The following is a 19,179-nucleotide window of genomic DNA, read 5'->3' as shown; positions in this document are numbered from 1 at the left end:
AATATTTATAGGCTTTCATAAAAATGCTTCATCTCTTCGAACTCTTCCAAATCCAGATCATCTGCCCCTACGTCTGTTGGTGTCAGTTCCTGACCGGACTGATCAAGGCAATGACGAATGGTATTCAACAGGTGTGTTTCGAAGCGGGAGAAAAGTTGTTTGACCGTGCGCTCTTCATATGCATTCCTGTCATAGGATATACGGATACTTAATTTTCCGTCCTCCAACCGGCTATCCATATAAAGAGCATAAGATGAACCATTAATCACATCCTTGGTACCTGGTCCAATTTCAGCTTGCAGCGGCGATATTGAAAAATAAACCGATTCCGGGTGTAGGGAGTCTATATAACGGAAACCAATTTCCGGATGACGAAAACGTTTAGAATCCGTTGGATTTCTGGCTTCGGTCAGATATCTCAATGCACCGTAGCCCAATCCGTGATTTGGAACCTGCCGAACCGTTTCCTTCACACCCTTGAGCAACAGCGCTATATCATCCGCAGATTTGATGTCCAGTACAACTGGATACACGGACGTAAACTGCCCTACCGTTCTGGAGATATCCAGCGAATTTGTTTCAGCCTGCTCTCGGCCAGGGTTCTCCACGTAGAGTGCAATCCGTTCTTGTCCTGACCATTCGGACACTGTTTGCCCCAGTACGGACAGCAGTACTTCCTCCGGCACTGTGTTGTAGACATGATTGACCTGTGTCATCAGGTCCTGGGTTTCGTCTGCTGATAATTGCAGATGGAGCTGATTCGTTTGCCGTTCCGTTCCAGAGTCCGTAATGACTTCATGGTCTTTGGGAAGCGTTCTCCACTCTGACAACTCTATCTTGTTCCAATAGTCCTGCTCCTTGAGCAGCTCTTTACTATTCGCATAATGCTCAAGATGCTCTGCCCACGTTTGGTAAGCGTTCGTTTTGTCCGGTAAGACAATCGTTTCCCCATCCAGAGCTTGTCCGTAGCCTGTTGCCAGATCTTCGAGCAAAATATTCCATGAAATGGCGTCAGCCACTAGCGGGTCTACAGCAAGGAAAAGATGATCTCCACTATCCAGGCGGAAAAGCCCTGCCCGAACTCGTGGTCCTTCAAACAGCCGTAGGCTGCTTTGAATACGTTGGCATTCAGCTTCCAATTGGCTGCGTGCTTCGCTTTCCGTTCCCGTAAGCGACAGCACCTCCAGCGTGATTAGCTCCTCATGCAGTCCTTTGTGAGCTTGCGTAACCGACCCGTCATCCTGTTGTAATAAGCCAAGGCGCAGAGCATCGTGGTGCTCCACAATTTTCTTCAATGCGGCTCGCAATGGCTGCTCGTCAAAGCCCGACTTTGCCAACAGCAGTACCGACGTGGCGGCAGGAAGTGCCTCGGATGCTGGATGACGTTCGATCCAATCGATTAGATGTCGTTGTATCGGTGTCAGTGGTACTTCTCCATCTATCGGACCTTGCTCTATCGGACGGGACAGTGTTTCTGCATAGCCGCTCAGGATTTCAATGGACGGATGCTCCAGTACGTGTCGGATATCCAGTAAATACCCGTGGAGACGCATGCGTGCGATGACTTGAACTGCTTTAATCGAGTCGCCTCCGAGCAGAAAGAAGTTATCCTGAATGCCCACCTGATCGCGTCCCAAAACATCTTGCCATACGGCGGCCAAAGCTTCTTCCACATCATTTCGCGGCGCTACATAGGCCACATCCGGTCGGAATAGCTTTTCAGGCTCCGGCAATGCTTTTCGGTCGGTTTTTCCGTTCGGTGTCAACGGTATCCGATCCAGAAACACGAAGTAAGACGGAACCGAATAATATGGGAGCAACTTGGCGGCATGTTCATGAATGACCGTTAAGCTTGGTGTTTCTTCTGTATGCAATACAATGTAGGCACACAAGACGGATTCTTGCTCTTTGTTTTGATATACAGTGACGACAGCCTCTTGAATTGCAGAATGGCTCATCAAAGCATTTTCAACCTCACCCAGTTCGATCCGGAATCCACGTACTTTCACCTGATGGTCGATTCGGCCGATAAACTCCAGATTTCCATCCGCTTTCCAGCGGGCGAGATCGCCCGTTCTGTACATTCGTGTTCCTGTTGAAAATGGATTATCTACAAATTTGTCCGCCGTCAGTTCCGCGCGATTCCAATAGCCACGAGCCAATCCTTCCCCTGCAATGCATAGCTCGCCTGGTACACCAATAGGTTGTAATCTGTCCTGCGCATCAATGACATAAATTTGCGTATTCGCAATGGGACGTCCAATGTCAATCTGTTTGGCATTCGTAAGTTCCTGCACTGCCGACCACACCGTCGTTTCCGTAGGTCCGTACATGTTATAAATGCGGGGACCGTTCAATTTCTGCAATGCCTCCAGCAGCTTGGGCGGAAGCGCTTCTCCCCCCACCATAACTTCCTGTACACCTTGCAGCGCACGGAAACCTTCCTCATGACTCAGCAGCATTTGCAGCCGGGATGGCGTCATTTGAAGCATGTCAATGTGATGTGCAGTAATCAGCTCGCCAAGTGTCTGAGGATCGACCTGATGATGGCGGTCGCCTAGCACGACGGTCATTCCGCCTAGCAGCGGCAGGATCGTTTCCAATACGAAAATATCGAACGAAATGGTGGTGAGCGATAAAATCGTTTTGCTCGCTGCAAAGTCGATCACTTCACGCATTCCTGTAATAAAGTTCAGCACCGAGCGATGCTGGAGCATAGCTCCTTTCGGATTTCCGGTTGAGCCAGAAGTATAGATGACATAAGCCAGATGCTCCGGTTGAGCATTGTCTTCCAGATTGGTCTTTTCTCCTTGATATACTTCCTCATCTTCAATAAACAGGGTGTTGGTGCTGTAATGGTGTTCTCCTACCAGATCGCGACTGGTCAGGAGTACGGCGGCCTCACTATCACTCAGCATATATTCAATACGGGCTGACGGATATTCAGGGTCAATCGGCACATAAGCGCCACCCGCTTTTAGCACGGCCAGCAGACCGATGATCATTTCCGCCGAACGCTGCACCAGCAGACCGACTAGCTTATCGGGTCCTACACCATGCGCTTGAAGTACCCGTGCCAGTGAGTTAGCGCGTTCGTTCAACTCCCGGTAGGTCAGACGCTGATTTCCGAACACCAATGCTATATGACCCGGCGTCTGTACGACCTGCTTTTCAAACTGCCCGTGGACTGTCTCATGGTACGGGAAAGGTACGACAGTATGATTAAATCCGGTTAGCAGCAATTGCTTCTCTTCATCAGATACCATCGTAATATCGGCCAACCGTACCCGGACATCCTGCGTCACCGTTTCCAAAATTCGCACAAAATGCTCTGCCAGCCGTCGGATGGTCTCCGGTTTAAACAGCTTTGTGCCATACTCCAAAGTGAAGGACAAACGTTCTTTTTCCTCGGTCACATGCAATGAAAAATCTACCTTGGATATGCCTGCGTTGAATTCTTCCGGTTTAAAACGAATGCCTCCTGTTTCCAAAACATCTGTGCCGACATTTTGCAAACTGAACATCGTATCGAACACCGGGTTTCGACTTACGTCACGTACCAGTTCCAGCTTGTCTACAAGCTCATCAAACGGGTATTCCTGATGCTCCAGTGCTAGTAGCGAGTTTTGCTTAACCTCCTGCAAAAAGGATTGGAACGTTAAAGAAGATTGCGGCTGATTGCGAAGAACCAGCGTATTGACGAACATGCCAATCATCGCTTGCGTATCCACATGCCGTCTTCCGGCAACAGGTGTACCCACGATAATGTCCTCTTGGCCAGAATATTTGCCCAGCAGGATATTATAAGCCGCCAAAAGTACCATAAAGATCGTAGATTCGGTATCTTTGGCCAATTTGTAGAGTCTGCTAGTAAGTTTGGATTCCAAGGTGACGGTCAAGCTGTCACCTTCAAAGCTTTGTGCTTGCGGACGCGAAAAGTCCGTAGGCATATTTAGTACAGGAAGCTCGCCCTTCAAGATCTGAAGCCAATATGATTCATGCGCTTGCAATCCGTCGTCAGTGATCTGCTGCTTCTGCCAAGCAACAAAGTCTTTGTAATGAAGCTGAATGTTCGCAAGCTGTCTACCCTGATACCGTTGAATGATTTCATCCAGCAGCACGGCCATGGAGAAACCATCGGACACGATGTGGTGCATATCTACTAGCAAATTGAAGCCACCTTCGATAAATTCGTACAGTTCAGCGCGGAATAAAGGAGCTGTTCCCAGATGAAAAGGCCGAACAAACAAGGTCCGAGCCTGTTCTGCTTCTTCCTTGGAAATACGGGTATACGGGATGTCGAATGGAATCGTGTCCCGAACTTTTTGTACCACTTCCCCGTCTTCCAGATCGAAATACGTCCGAAAGGATTCATGACGCAAAATAACTTCTCTAACGGCTTCAATGAAGCGGGGAACCTCCAGATCTCCCTCTATGAAAAGCTGACCTGGTACATGATAGGCCTTTCCACCCCCCAGCTGATCCAGCACGTACATTCTCTTTTGGGAAGAAGATACCGGATAGAAGGCTTGCGATTTCACAGATACAATCGGTTTATAGGTCTTCTTTGTTCCACCCGCAATATATGTAGCCAGCTCAGCAATCGTTTGCAGCTCAAAAATGTGGCTGAGTGGAATGTGTACACCCAATTCCTTATTGACTCTCGACAAAATGACCGTCGCTTTTAGTGAATCACCACCCAGTTGAAAAAAATTATCGTCATCGCTGATATCTGTTACATTCAGAACGTCCATCCAAATGTTCACGAGTTGATCTTCTACGCCGTGGTTCTCAGAAGCGGTGTCTGTTTTAGTCAATACGCTTGCTTGTCCCGGCTCTGGCAAAGCCTGTAGATCAGGCTGACCATCCGGCAGAAGAGGAATATGATCCATAGGAATCCAAAAACGGGGCTGCGTATAATCTGAAAGAATTTCGATTGCAGCCTTTTTTAGTGCGTTTTCTTCCCAAGGCTTCGATGCGTTTGCGACCACATAGGCGGTTATATATGAGACTTTTCCAGCTTCGTCCGTTTGTGGTGTAATGACGCAGGACTCCAATTTTAATATTTGCAGCAGGTGTTTCTCCAACTGCTCCAGATTAACCTGATGTCCGCGAATGTGGATAGTCCGATTCAAATTGCCAATATGCTGCAGCTTGCCATCGTTTTCCACGTAAGCCCATTCCCGGGTCGTTCCCAACAGGCCTGCTACTGAGGCTTGATACACCTCTCCTGCTGTCCCAACAGGTGCCAAATGCTTGTAGGCATCGAGGACGCAAAGATAGTTTCCGTTGGCATCGGTATTTGCTGCCCATGCAGTTCGAAGTTGTTCGTTCTCCGGCGCACGGAGTAAAGTCAGCGCGGAAACGCGAGCCCCTTCTTCCTCTACAAAGGAATGCAGCAGATTCAGGAAATATCCTGACCAGGCTTCGATAATGTTTGGCTGAAAAAGATCCGAATTGTAGTCGAAATCAAAACGTAATTGTTGCTGTGCCTCTGTCACGTTCAAAAACAACTCGTATTTGCTGAATGATACCTCATTCTCAACGAGTTCCGCTTCCAGTTCATGGAACTGAAAACGCGGAATCGGTCGATCCATATTGAATACAGCGTTAATGACAGGCAAATGCCTCAGCCCCAGCTGAGCGAGTCCGGCAAAGCTGTACTTTTGAAAGCTGTCTAGTTCATTCATGCGCTTTTTGACTGCTTGGACATGCTCCGTAAAAGTAGCATCAGGACGCACTTCGCTGATCATCGGAAGCAAGTTGACACAGTTGCCGATCAGAGAGAAGGCGTCCATATGGGATTGTCCTGCGGTTGGAACCCCCACCGTTACTTTCTGCTGCCCTGTCAGCCGATGTAGAAAAATCTGAAAGGCGGATAGCAGCGTTATAAAAAGACTGCTGCCTAGCTTTATGCTGGCAGATCTCAATTGTTTAACGAGCGTCGCTTCGAGCATTATGGTATGTCTGCTTCCTCTGGAAGACGGAATTTGTATTCCCCTCACCGGAGATGGCAGATGGAGGACAGGCTGCTGTTTATCTAGCATCGCTGACCAAAAAGCTAGGGCCTCATCTTTCCCGGCTTTCAATTGATCCTGCTGCCAAACAACGTAATTCCGAAAAGGTACTGGATCGGGAAGGTTGTAGTCAGCTTGTCGGACAAGCGCAGAATAGATCTGCTCCAGTTCCTGAATGAATACACTGATTGACCAGCCATCCGCGATAAAATGATGAAACGTAAAAACACCCAGATGCTCTTCATCCGATATTTTCAGCAGATGAATCCGGAATAATGGCTCGCCTGGCGTCATGGCAAATGGGGTTTCACTGTCCTTGATCATCCATGCCCGGATATGTTGTTCCTGTTTATCTGGGTGATAACTGGTAAAATCATGAAGCGGGACTTCCACTTTCATCACAGGAGCGATCACCTGAGTTTCCCCATCGCCGCTCATAAAGATATGTAAGGCTTCATGACGGTTTACGATGGCCTGAACAGCTTGATTGAACGCCTGCTGATGAAGTGGACCACGAAACCGCAACAAGGCGGTTTCGTGTAAAGATTGAGAGTCACTTCGTGCTGAAACAGAGGCGAACCAAAGCTGCTTTTGATCAGGAGTCAGCGCAATTACGGTTTCTGGAACACCCACTGCTTCAGCTTCTGGAGGTATAGTAACAGGTACAGGTTGCTTGCCCGGCCCTGGGCCGTTTCCATTCGGGGGCGGGTCCGGTAAAAATCCCCCTTTACGCAGCTCGTTCACGCTATCCTTGACCGCTTGCACAATTCGCGCAATATCTTCCTCGGTATGGGCCGTGGACAAGAAGCAGTTTCGTCCTTCCCAGATATAGATGCCTTTGTCCAGCATGTGATAAAAGAACAATTCCAGATCGCCTTTGAGCACGAAGCGGAAGAGGGAGCCAAAGTTAACCACTCTCATAGGTACATGTTCGTCAGTGAAATAGCTGTTCAGCTCGGCTGCTAACGCCGAGGTGCGGTTGTTTAAACGATTTTGCAGCTGCTCGCCATGTTTCTCCAAATGATCCAGCACCGCTAAGGATGCAGCCATTGCCAGCGGATGATGGCAGAAGGTTCCTGCCACAAAGGTTCGCTGCTGCTCATGCTGCGGATAGGAATCGTCCCCAAAGCTCCACGTGCCTCCGTCGATCCCGTTCATAAAGGCGGCTTTTCCGGCTACGATGCCGATGGGCAGTCCGCCGCCAATGATTTTACCGTAGGTCACGAGGTCGGCTTGCACCCCAAACCACGCTTGGGCCCCTCCGGGCTGAATCCGGAAGCCTGTGATGACTTCATCAAAAATGAAGGCAGTACCCGACTGCTCCGTTATCTGGCGAATTTCCTGCAAAAAAGCTTTAGGCTGAAAATCTGGTCGGCGGCTTTGCACCGGCTCCACGATAACCGCGGCCAGTTCATGCGCATGGGTGCGGATATAATCCAGGGAATCGTCTGCCCCATAATGAAGCACGACGACATCGTCCACCATATGCTGCAAGATACCTGGAGCTAGAGGTGTCGAATGCTCCTTGACATCACCCGCGCTCCCCAGTGCCAGCACCCCGTCGAATGTACCGTGATACGAGCCAGCAAAAATGACGACTTTAGCTCGTCCTGTGGCAGCACGTGCCAAACGGAGCGCGACCATAACGGCCTCCGTGCCGGAATTATACAGGGCTATTCGTTCCACGCCGGTCATCTTGCATATTCGCTCGGCGACCTGTCCGGCCATGTTGGACATGGGGCCGACACACATGCCGTTCTTCAGCTCTTCCTCAATTTTTTCACGAATAAAGGCTGGATTGTGTCCGAACAGATTCACACCAAAACCCATCGTCAAGTCGACATATTCATTGCCGTCCAGATCCCAAATTTTTGAACCATCGGCGCGTTGGGATACAATTTGATACACCATTTCCTTCAAAACAGGCCGGAAACCAGCCACATTGCGGTTATTGGCGTATACGGAGCGATACTGCTGGGTGTACTGTTTGGTGCTACGCGTACGGGTCGTGTAGCGCTCAATCAGCTCTTGCAGGTGTTGTTCCTGACGGAGCGAAAGCAATTCACGTGCTTTAACATCCAGCTTTTTATAAGGCGTATACGGCTTGGCTTCATTGCCTGTCTGCTTGGAAACAGCCTTTACGGATGGAGCTGGTGCTAATGCAGCCGCGACTTTCTGCTTGGATTCGGTACGGATGATCTGCGCACTTTCACTACTTGCCGATAGCAAAACCCCCGTTTCCGGGCTAAATGGCTCGGAAGCTATTACGGATGCAGATGGCTGATGCCGGAGAACATCGAGCTGCTGTGACATCAGATGTAGCTGTTGCTCCAAAATTCGCTCTACAGCCGCAGGAGCTGTAGCGATTGGAAAGCTTTGAGCCCGTGTTTGCCCAGCCGTGTCTATGGCATAAACGGATGCCGCAGCCGGAACAGCGGATTCATGAGACGGTTGGGTTAGCGGGAAAGCTGCATGATCAACCTGATTCAGAGTTGTTTCTGGACGATTTTCCACAGATTGAACCGGGGTTTCAGCAGAAGTGAAAATGCTCACCCGCTCGGCTACGTAGCTGGCCAACAGCTCCAGCGTGGTCAACGATTCGAAAAATTCGTTCATTGGAATGTCCAGTCCGAAGGTATCCTTGATACTGTGGCGAACCTGGGACAAATTAATGGAATCCAGCCCAAGCTCCAGAAAATGTGTTTGTGGCTCCAGTTCCTCCAGGCTGAGTTGGGACACGTTACCGATCATTTTCGCTAACTTTTGAAGAATAGATGATTTGTGCTGGTCGGTAGCAGATGCTGGCGCTAAATACTCGTTCCCCATAATTCCAGACTCCTTTATTGTTGAGTTTTCATGAACTGGTACCTTCTGTTCCGTTCGAACCTGTTCGGGTACGTTAATCCAGCATCTTTTCCGTTCGAATGGATACGTAGGCAGAGAAACCTTTTTATAGTGCTTACCTGCATAGAGGGCATTCCAATCGATCTGCGCTCCTTGCACATACTTGGCAGCCAGTTGCTCCAGTGATTGCAACGTGTCCAAGCTTCCAGTGACCATCTCTGCGCCACCTGTGCTATCCGCTTTCCCGGTGTATACACCTTCGACGACTCTACCTTGTTCGTGTAACTGAAGCACCTTCGCCTTCAACGCATCCGCCCCTGCGGCAGTCACAGCAATCCGGTGATTCAGGTGACTTCTGCCTGTGTTAGCCGTATAGCATACATCCTGCATCACGAGTTCTTCCGCACGTCCGAACCGTTCTGCGTACCGCCCGACCAGCTCGTGCAAAGCGGATTCACTCCGCGCTGACAGGGTCAGCAGCAGTGGTGATGATCTATTGTTGCTGTCCGTTGAGGCTTGGTCTGATTCCGTCTTCGCTATATATTCCTCCAGCACCACATGGCAGTTTGTCCCGCTGAATCCAAAGGAACTCAGCCCACTTCTTCTGGGGAAACCGTCCGTCTTCCATTCCCTAAGCCTCGTATTGGCATATACCGGGGATTCCTCAAAATGGATCTTTTGGTTTGGTGTGCGAAAATGAACGAGCGGTGCAATCTGTTGGTGTTTCATGGACAATACGGATTTGATTAAGCCCGCAATCCCGGCGGCTTCGTATAAATGACCGATATTCGTTTTGACCGTGCTGATCGCCACAAACTGCTTACGCTGTGTATGCTTGCGGAAAGCCTTGGTAATGCCGTCAATCTCAACCGGATCGCCCAGTTTGGTGCCGGTGCCATGTGCTTCGATATAACTTATCGTTTCAGGATCAATCCGTGCATCACGCCACGCCTGCGAAATCACTTCTGCCTGAGCCAGCGCATTCGGTGCGGAAATACCAATCGTGCTGCCGTCCTGATTGATGGCACTTCCCTTGATCACGGCTAAAATGTTGTCACCGTCTTGTTCCGCTTTGCGCAGCGGCTTCAGTAAAACGGCTCCAACTCCTTCACCCCAGCCCGTTCCGTCCGACTGGTCGTCGAAGGCGCGTGCTCGATCATCGGAGGATTCCATGCCAATGCCCGCTTTCAGCGGCAGTAAAATCGTCTTCACTCCACCTGCCAAGGCCATGTCGCAGTCTCCGCTAAGGATGGACTTGCAGGCCAAATGCACTGCCACGAGTGATGAAGAACATGCTGTATCAATTGTTAGCGCCGGACCTTTTAGATCGAGCAAATATGCAATCCTGCTGGAAATAATGGATGATAAATTACCAATGGCAAAGTTCGGCAGCGCGCCCGGTTCCACCTCAGACAACAAACGCTCGTATTCGAAGCTGGTTTTGGAGAAGCCGACATACACGCCGACCTTTTGGCCTGCCAGTTGCTTACCCCCATACCCCGCATCCTCAATCGTGCTCCAGGCTGTTTGTAGAAATAACCGTTGATTCGGGTCCATGAGTGAGGCTTCCCGTGGAGTCAGCTTAAAGAAGGAGTAATCGAACTTGTCTACTTCATCCAGATAGCCGCCTTCTGCAATTTGCATATTCCGTCCTTCCGTATTCAGACGGGAAATGAAATCTTCGGCATCTTTTCTTCTTTCGTCGCTGTACGTGCCGATATTGTCAGCCCCTGATGCCACATTCGCCCAAAACTGCTCTAATGTTTCCGCTTGAGGAAACTTGCCTGACATGCCGATGATGGCGATATCCCTGACATTTGCTTCATCCTTGGCCTCGGACTGTGCTGTTGCAGCCGGGTCGCTGCTCATGCCCTGACTAGAGATATATGCAGCAAGCTTGGCGATGGTCGGATAGGAAAAGAAGTCCGTCACCTCAATATGAATCCCTAATTGATCCTCCAACAGGTCCACAATTTGAACGAGCTGCAAGGAAGTCACTCCGATATCAAAGTAGCTGTCGTCCGTCCCGATCGACTTTACATTTAAAATATCCTGGCAGATTCCAATTAGCTTCTGTTCTATCTCTCCTTGAGGTAAGACTACACGCTCAGCTGCTTGCATGACTCGAGTAGCCTCGGCCAGTGCTGTCAATATTTCATCAAATTCGCCCTGCTCATAACTCTGGGCTAATTTGAAGCGCTGAACCTTTCCACTGGTTGTTTTAGGAATACGCCGGATCGGAACCACATCCTGAATATGCCAACCTCCCCGGTAATTTAGATGACTTTTCAGCTTTTGGACAAGCGGTACAAAATGCTCTATCTTTTTCGTGTGCATCACAAAGGCAACAATACGATCCTGCCTGGTCTGCGCATCATGTACACCGCACACAGCTACTTTCCCGAGATCCACGCCATCCAGTTCCTCGGCAATCCTCTCGATGTCATGCGGGTAGACATTCTGTCCGTTCACGAAAATGATATCCTTGGCTCTACCGGTAATAGTCAGGCGGCCGTTCCGCATAAACCCTAAATCGCCGGTGATAAGCCAGCCATCCTCTGTTTTGACCTTCGCGGTAGCCTCTGGATTGTTATAGTATCCGGATGTCACATTTTTGCCGCGGATCTGTGTGTGTCCAATCACCCCATCTTCAAGCACCTGATTTTGTTCATCGCAAATGCGGACAGAGGTACTGGCCAACGGATACCCCAAATCCACAAAAGTAAGACACCGCTTGTCGGACTTATCCACTTCTTCTATGGGTTCACCCACGTGTAACTGCTGCCGGTTCAAATGAATGGATATAAAGGTACTTTTGTCCAGAGGTGGAGAGGAAACACCCACACTCGCCTCTGCCAATCCGTAGACAGGAAACATCGCATTTTTATTCAAACCGTGAACACTCATTGCATCCATAAACACATGACAAAGCTCCACAGATACGGGCTCCGCTCCATTTAAGATCATACGTACACTTGACAAATCCCAGTTAGCTGCTGTTTCAGGCTTATACTGATCGAGAAAAAATTTATATCCAAAATTGGGAGAGCATATTTGGGTCACCTTATGCTCCGATACTTTTTTTAGCCATAAAGACGGGCGTCGGATAAAAAGTGCCGTCGGCATAATCAGTTGCTTGGCATTAGCGATCACACAGGTTAAATGAAAGCAAATCAATCCCAGGTCATGCGTAAGCGGCATCCAGCCCAAATAAGCATCCTTGGAGCTCATGCCCGTTTGATTTGCGATATCCCGAATATTGTAAACCAAATTTTCATGCGTCAGCATGACTCCTTTGGGATCACCTGTAGAACCTGAGGAAAATTGGATAAAAGCTAAGTCCTCCGGTTTGGATATATGAACTACACCTTTACTCTGACTGGAATAATCGAATGTATGGCTTGAAAAAGTCGCTTTTTTAACGGGCTCAAAGGAATCCAGCAGTTCGTGCTGGTGCGAGTATTTTTCTAACTGTTCCAATACCTTGTCATCTGCAATCATATAAGGGCGGGAAAGTGTATTCCAGATTTTAAACAATTTCATTTTATGCTCATCATTATTCCCTATGCTTACAGGAACAGGAACGATTCCACCGAGTAGGCAACCCCAAAATACATTCACAAAGGTATGATTGTCGTCGATCTGCATGATCAGCTCATCGCCAGGTTGTATCCCTTTTTCCTGTAATTCATAAAGTACCTGTGATGCTTGCTCCAGAAGTTTACAGTAGGATACGTATTCCTCTTGTTTATCACCAGAAATAAAGGTGATTCCGTTCTCATCCCGGCTTGCACGGTCTTGAATGATTTCAATTAAAGTTTGAAACTGTTCCATCCTGATCCCTCCTCAATTGCTCTAGCATTACTTTCTGCTCTCCTTCGGAGACCTGTTTGGTTTGCAACACCAGGCGAATACACTCCAAAATCTCCTGTCTTTGCTCAAAAGCAGGAGGTGAACCGCTCCCTGATTCAGAGCTTCGAAGTAATTCTTCCAGTCTTCGAACAGGTAAAATAACACCCTTTCGATAATCATCTTCATTCCAATTGGCATTGGGGGTAGATACCGCCAGTGAAAGGGAACGTGCAACCCAATCACGGATTGAGAAGCGGCGTTCCAGTTCAACGCGATCCAAGTCTCTATCCACGGACAGAAATTCAATGGTAGTGTTTATTTCCTTCGCCAAATTTTTCAGCACCGTTCGTGGACCTAACTCGATGCCTTGTTCCACGCCACGATTCGCCATATACTGCATGGTTTGAATCCAGCGAACCGGGTGAGTCATTTGCAAAATCAATCCTTGACGGATGCTGTCAACATCGGGGTATGGCAGAGCGGTCACATTGGAGATCACGGGCCACTTTGCCTCATTTAAAGTGTATTTTTGCAGCTCTGTGGCCAGTCTGTCCGCAGCAGGCTGCATAAGCGTACTATGAAAAGGGCCGCTGACCTGCAAGCGCGTAATTTGGGCCCCCCGTTGTTCTAACTCGCCAGCTGCCAGAGCGACAGAGGTATGATGACCTGAAACGACGTATTGGCTAGGTGAATTGTAACAGGCAATGGCAGCAGGCTGATCGACTGTGGAGTACAGACGACAGCATTCTTCCACTTCGCCCAGCTCAGCTCCGCGAATGGCAATCATGCTGCCCAGCTTTGCCACTGCGGCTTCCTCCATAAAGCGTCCCCGCTCTTGGACTAATCGTAAAGCGTCTCCAAAGGACAGAACACCGCTGCTTACCAAAGCTGAATATTCACCCAGGCTATGACCAGCTGAAAACTCAGGGATCATTCCGATTTCATGCATATAACGCCGGAATGCAATGACACTGATCGTGAGAAGTGCGGGCTGAGTATAAAATGTTCTGGATAGCTGGGTCATCGGACCTGCCATGCATAAAGCTTTCAGATCATATCCCAAAATATCAGCAGCCTCTTCGAACAAGCGATCCGCTTCTGCAAAGCCGCTATGCCACGTAGCCCCCATTCCTACATACTGAGAGCCTTGCCCAGGAAAAACCAAAGCCATGCGATTCATATCAAACCCCTTTCCACAAAAAAATATGGAAAAACAAAAAAAATTTACATTTTATGTATGAATACATATATATGGTGACATTAAGATGTAGAAAAAAATACAGTAAAAAGCAACGAGCTCGATTGCCAAAAAATAGTAATCGACATATGGCAGTGAATTGGTAATAGGGTTCCGTTCGTGGTGTGATTGTGATCAAAAGTCAGGTGTGTGAGTAGACTTGGAAGTGTAAAAACCTTGAGGTATACTAGAATTTCAGGCTTGGAACCTAAAATTCAGCATCATAGATGAATGTGATGAGAAATTGTTGAGGTCATACAGGATGTTTTTCGATGTAAGTATTAAATGAGAAATATTTTATTTATATAATAGATATGGACTCGAAAAATGTCAATATCTTTTCTAAATTCCTTTAATAAGAAAAAAATGCGATATATGAATGGTTTTATTTCAATATAAACATAAAAGTAAATTAAAGTATGTCGATATAATGTATAAATATATTATACACACAAACCATGCCCTTTTTTGTCTAAAAAACAGGCATGGTTTGTAATTTTTAATGAATTTTTGTAAAAATTTCTGTGTAGTAAGTGTAAGAAACGGATTTTGTGTTATATCTGGTGCTTGACAAACCAAATTGTAATGCGTTGCAGTCGTTCCACACGAAGCTGCGGATGTCCTTTTCGTGAAAGTTCGTGGCTTTATCCAACCCCCTTTCGGCGAACGAATCTGCTTCGTCCGTTCTTGGTGATCGGGATACGTTCATATCCCCAACGCTCGTACATGGATAGCAGATATGGATGCTTCTCCGCTGTCGCTAGTGTCACCGTATGGGCACCCAACTGATCACGAATAATCGTGTGTTCTACCCAATTCGTTTTCTCCCGTACCCTTGCCCTGTGCAGCCGGGTCTACAGCGAACCACATCACAAACGGCAAGTCGATTATAAAATCAAGGGCCTTATTTTTCAAATGGCTGACAGTAGCCTGAATGACCCCGTCAATTTCCAGCACATAGCAATCATTGTGTTTAATGTTCTCCCGAATGAGAGCAACGTCTGCCTGAGTGGCAGGCCACTGGAGTCCCAACTGCCGGATCATTTCGTATGCTTCGTAGGTCACATGCTGTTCGTCTGCACTAAGTTATCTGAATGTTCAGGTAAAATCAATATCTATGTCATCAATTTTAACAACAGTCACCTTGATAAGGGGTTTTACGCTCCAAAAAAGTAACAGAAACGTAGAAGCCCGAATTATCTTCTTTCTTTATACCCAAATGAATGTATCTGCCACTATAAATGTTATACAACATAAACTTAGCATCAATCATGCTTTGGGCTAACTGAGGATTAAAAATAATAAAGCTGGGTTGATGTAGTAATTTATGAAGAAATGGGAAATGTAATATACGATAAATGGTTCTCTCATATCCGCCTAAGTTGGCTTTTTTCAGCATTTCTAAAGTCAGTGTTCCTTGTCTTAATTTTGGAAACCCTTTTTTTTCCACCATATGAAGACCCAGTTTTCATTATGTATGCAAAGTAAATGAGGAAGATCAAAAGTTCTAAAATGCTTTGGGTGCAATAATCAGATCACGTCCGTATCAGTTCGCCTTGTACTCAAGCATCGTACGGAACAAGCTCCAAGATACTTCACTTATCGTCGCTTCAGCAAGCTGATTTCTCACTTTGTCCTTGTTAGCACCCATAAAATAAATGTCTTAAAACCTTTCAGATATATATCTTCAGGAACAAGCATAATAATCCAGCATTATGTTATTCTTACTTTTATTTCATATGGATGTAGTACATATCCATGCTCATGCATATAATAGCACTCTTTAGGATAACAGTTTACTTTGAGTTAAGAGGAATTTCTTCAATTAAACTTGCGTACATTCCCTACAGCTTTAGAAACGGGATACGAGTTCATTAATCCAGCAGGATATGGCCGAAGCATTTTTAATACATGTTCAGTTTTTGTTATTTCAATGTAAGAACTACGTCACCCATCTAGCCTACTCTTCGTCAGGACTAGGTTACTTCTATGTTATTCCTTCTTAGTTTCCATATCCTATTTTTAAACTGTTTAAATATCTAATTCCGAAAAGATAAAAAAGAGCACAGCCCGTTAAGGCTGTGCTCTTTATCGTGCTTGGCGACGTCCTACTCTCCCAGGACCCTGCGGTCCAAGTACCATCGGCGCTGAAGGGCTTAACGGTCGTGTTCGGGATGGGTACGTGTGGAACCCCTCCGCTATCGCCACCAAACATGAATTTGCTACGCAAATTCTACCGCATGGTTATTCGGTTCATCACTTATCGTGTGAATGAATAGCCATGCGTTTGTTGTATGTCACTTGTACATACCTTCAAGGTTACACCCTGAAAACTGGATCCGAAACTCATTTGCGTTTTATCTTAGGATAAGCCCTCGACCGATTAGTATTGGTCAGCTCCATGCATTACTGCACTTCCACCCCCAACCTATCTACCTCGTCGTCTTCAAGGGGTCTTACGAATTGGGAAATCTCATCTTGAGGGGGGCTTCACGCTTAGATGCTTTCAGCGCTTATCCCTTCCGTACATAGCTACCCAGCGGTGCTCCTGGCGGAACAACTGGTACACCAGCGGTACGTCCATCCCGGTCCTCTCGTACTAAGGACAGCTCCTCTCAAATTTCCTACGCCCACGACAGATAGGGACCGAACTGTCTCACGACGTTCTGAACCCAGCTCGCGTACCGCTTTAATGGGCGAACAGCCCAACCCTTGGGACCTACTTCAGCCCCAGGATGCGATGAGCCGACATCGAGGTGCCAAACCTCCCCGTCGATGTGGACTCTTGGGGGAGATAAGCCTGTTATCCCCAGGGTAGCTTTTATCCGTTGAGCGATGGCCCTTCCATGCGGTACCACCGGATCACTAAGCCCGACTTTCGTCCCTGCTCGACTTGTAGGTCTCGCAGTCAAGCTCCCTTCTGCCTTTGCACTCTTCGAATGATTTCCAACCATTCTGAGGGAACCTTGGGGCGCCTCCGTTACTCTTTAGGAGGCGACCGCCCCAGTCAAACTGCCCACCTGACACTGTCCTCGCACCGGATTACGGTACCAAGTTAGAACCTAGATACGATCAGGGTGGTATCCCAAGGATGCCTCCCTTCAAGCTGGCGCTCAAAGTTCAACGGCTCCCACCTATCCTGTACAGATCGTACCCAAATTCAATATCAAGCTGCAGTAAAGCTCCATGGGGTCTTTCCGTCTTGTCGCGGGTAACCTGCATCTTCACAGGTATTAAAATTTCACCGGATCTCTCGTTGAGACAGCGCCCAAGTCGTTACGCCATTCGTGCGGGTCAGAATTTACCTGACAAGGAATTTCGCTACCTTAGGACCGTTATAGTTACGGCCGCCGTTTACTGGGGCTTCGGTTCATAGCTTCGCTCCGAAGAGCTTACCACTCCCCTTAACCTTCCAGCACCGGGCAGGCGTCAGCCCGTATACTTCGCCTTGCGGCTTCGCACAGACCTGTGTTTTTGCTAAACAGTCGCTTGGGCCTTTTCACTGCGGCCCCCTCGGGCTATTCACCCTACCGAGGCACCCCTTCTCCCGAAGTTACGGGGTCATTTTGCCGAGTTCCTTAACGAGAGTTCTTCCGCGCGCCTTAGAATTCTCTTCTCGCCTACCTGTGTCGGTTTGCGGTACGGGCACCTTCTCCTGGCTAGAGGCTTTTCTTGGCAGTCTGAGATCATGACCTTCGCTACTATAATTTTCGCTCCCCATCACAGCCCAGCCTTACGATGTGCGGATTTGCCTACACACCAGCCTCACTGCTTAGACGGACATCCATCAGTCCGCGTCACTACCCTACTGCGTCACCCCATCGCTCATAACGGATTACGGTGGTACAGGAATTTCGACCTGTTGTCCTTCGACTACGCCTATCGGCCTCGCCTTAGGTCCCGACTTACCCTGAGCGGACGAACCTTCCTCAGGAACCCTTAGGCTTTCGGCGGATCTGATTCTCACAGATCTTTTCGTTACTCATACCGGCATTCTCACTTGAATGCAGTCCAGCGCTCCTTACGGTACACCTTCAACCCGCATTCAACGCTCCCCTACCCCTGATGCAATGCATCAAGCCATAGCTTCGGTGGTGTGTTTAGCCCCGTTACATTTTCGGCGCAGAGTCACTCGACCAGTGAGCTATTACGCACTCTTTCAATGGTGGCTGCTTCTAAGCCAACATCCTGGTTGTCTGTGCAACTCCACATCCTTTCCCACTTAACACACACTTGGGGACCTTAGCTGATGGTCTGGGCTGTTTCCCTTTCGACAATGGATCTTAGCACTCACTGTCTGACTCCCGGAACTAAATCTATGGCATTCGGAGTTTGACTGAGCTTGGTAACCCTTGCGGGCCCCGCACCCAATCAGTGCTCTACCTCCACGATTCTTCTTTCCGAGGCTAGCCCTAAAGCTATTTCGGGGAGAACCAGCTATCTCCGGGTTCGATTGGAATTTCTCCGCTACCCCCACCTCATCCCCGCATTTTTCAACATGCGTGGGTTCGGGCCTCCAGTGCGTGTTACCGCACCTTCACCCTGGACAGGGGTAGATCACCCGGTTTCGGGTCTACGTCCACGTACTCATTCGCCCTATTCAGACTCGCTTTCGCTGCGGCTTCAGCTCTTCACCTTAACCTTGCACGGGAACGTAACTCGCCGGTTCATTCTACAAAAGGCACGCCATCACCCGTGATTTTTCCAAAGGAAAATATCATAGGGCTCTGACTTCTTGTAAGCACACGGTTTCAGGATCTATTTCACTCCCCTTCCGGGGTGCTTTTCACCTTTCCCTCACGGTACTGCTTCACTATCGGTCGCCAGGGAGTATTTAGCCTTGGCAGATGGTCCTGCCGGATTCATACGGGGTTTCACGTGCCCCGCACTACTCGGGATCCGTCTCGGAGAGAACAAGTTTTGAATTACAGGGCTTTTACCTTCTCTGGCGGGCCTTTCCAGACCTCTTCATCTAACCGGTTCCTTTGTAACTCCATGTGAGACGTCCCACAACCCCAAGGAGCAAGCTCCTTGGTTTGGGCTAATCCGCGTTCGCTCGCCGCTACTGACGGAATCACTATTGTTTTCTCTTCCTCAGGGTACTTAGATGTTTCAGTTCCCCTGGTCTGCCTCTCACTCACCTATGAATTCAGTGAGTAGTGACTGTCGATGAAGACAGCCGGGTTTCCCCATTCGGACATCCCCGGATCAAAGCTTGCTTACAGCTCC

At 48.3% G+C, this 19,179-nt stretch carries 5 protein-coding genes and 2 rRNA genes (1 of these 7 running past the window's edge); all 7 read right to left on the bottom strand.

What is annotated here, in order from left to right:
- Positions 1–5 precede the first annotated feature (5 nt).
- Positions 6–12,695 (bottom strand): amino acid adenylation domain-containing protein, encoded by a 12,690-nt coding sequence (locus NSQ68_RS12265; RefSeq protein WP_342428965.1) that lies wholly within the window; start codon positions 12,693–12,695, stop codon positions 6–8.
- Positions 12,670–13,893 (bottom strand): ACP S-malonyltransferase, encoded by a 1,224-nt coding sequence (gene fabD / locus NSQ68_RS12260; RefSeq protein ID WP_307354370.1) that lies wholly within the window; start codon positions 13,891–13,893, stop codon positions 12,670–12,672. The genes NSQ68_RS12265 and fabD overlap by 26 nt, the downstream gene beginning before the upstream one ends.
- Positions 13,894–14,594: 701 nt before the next feature.
- On the bottom strand, positions 14,595–14,720 hold the full coding sequence (locus NSQ68_RS12255) for a hypothetical protein (protein ID WP_342428964.1): 126 nt from the start codon (positions 14,718–14,720) through the stop codon (positions 14,595–14,597).
- Positions 14,721–14,739: 19 nt separating this feature from the next.
- A complete protein-coding gene (locus tag NSQ68_RS12250) occupies positions 14,740–15,015 on the bottom strand; it encodes a GNAT family acetyltransferase (RefSeq protein WP_342428963.1) in 276 nt (91 codons plus the stop codon).
- A 64-nt stretch (positions 15,016–15,079) separates the two neighbouring features.
- Positions 15,080–15,403 (bottom strand): hypothetical protein, encoded by a 324-nt coding sequence (locus NSQ68_RS12245; protein WP_342428962.1) that lies wholly within the window; start codon positions 15,401–15,403, stop codon positions 15,080–15,082.
- A gap of 642 nt (positions 15,404–16,045) precedes the next feature.
- Positions 16,046–16,162 (bottom strand): 5S ribosomal RNA (gene rrf / locus NSQ68_RS12240).
- Between the two features lie 151 nt (positions 16,163–16,313).
- Positions 16,314–19,179, bottom strand: a 23S ribosomal RNA gene (locus NSQ68_RS12235); it runs 82 nt beyond the window's last position.

The organism is Paenibacillus sp. FSL L8-0158 (assembly GCF_038592965.1).
GTDB lineage: Bacteria > Bacillota > Bacilli > Paenibacillales > Paenibacillaceae > Paenibacillus > Paenibacillus polymyxa_D.
The sequence above is the reverse complement of the archived record's forward strand: the minus strand, read 5'-3'. Positions and strand labels throughout refer to the sequence as shown.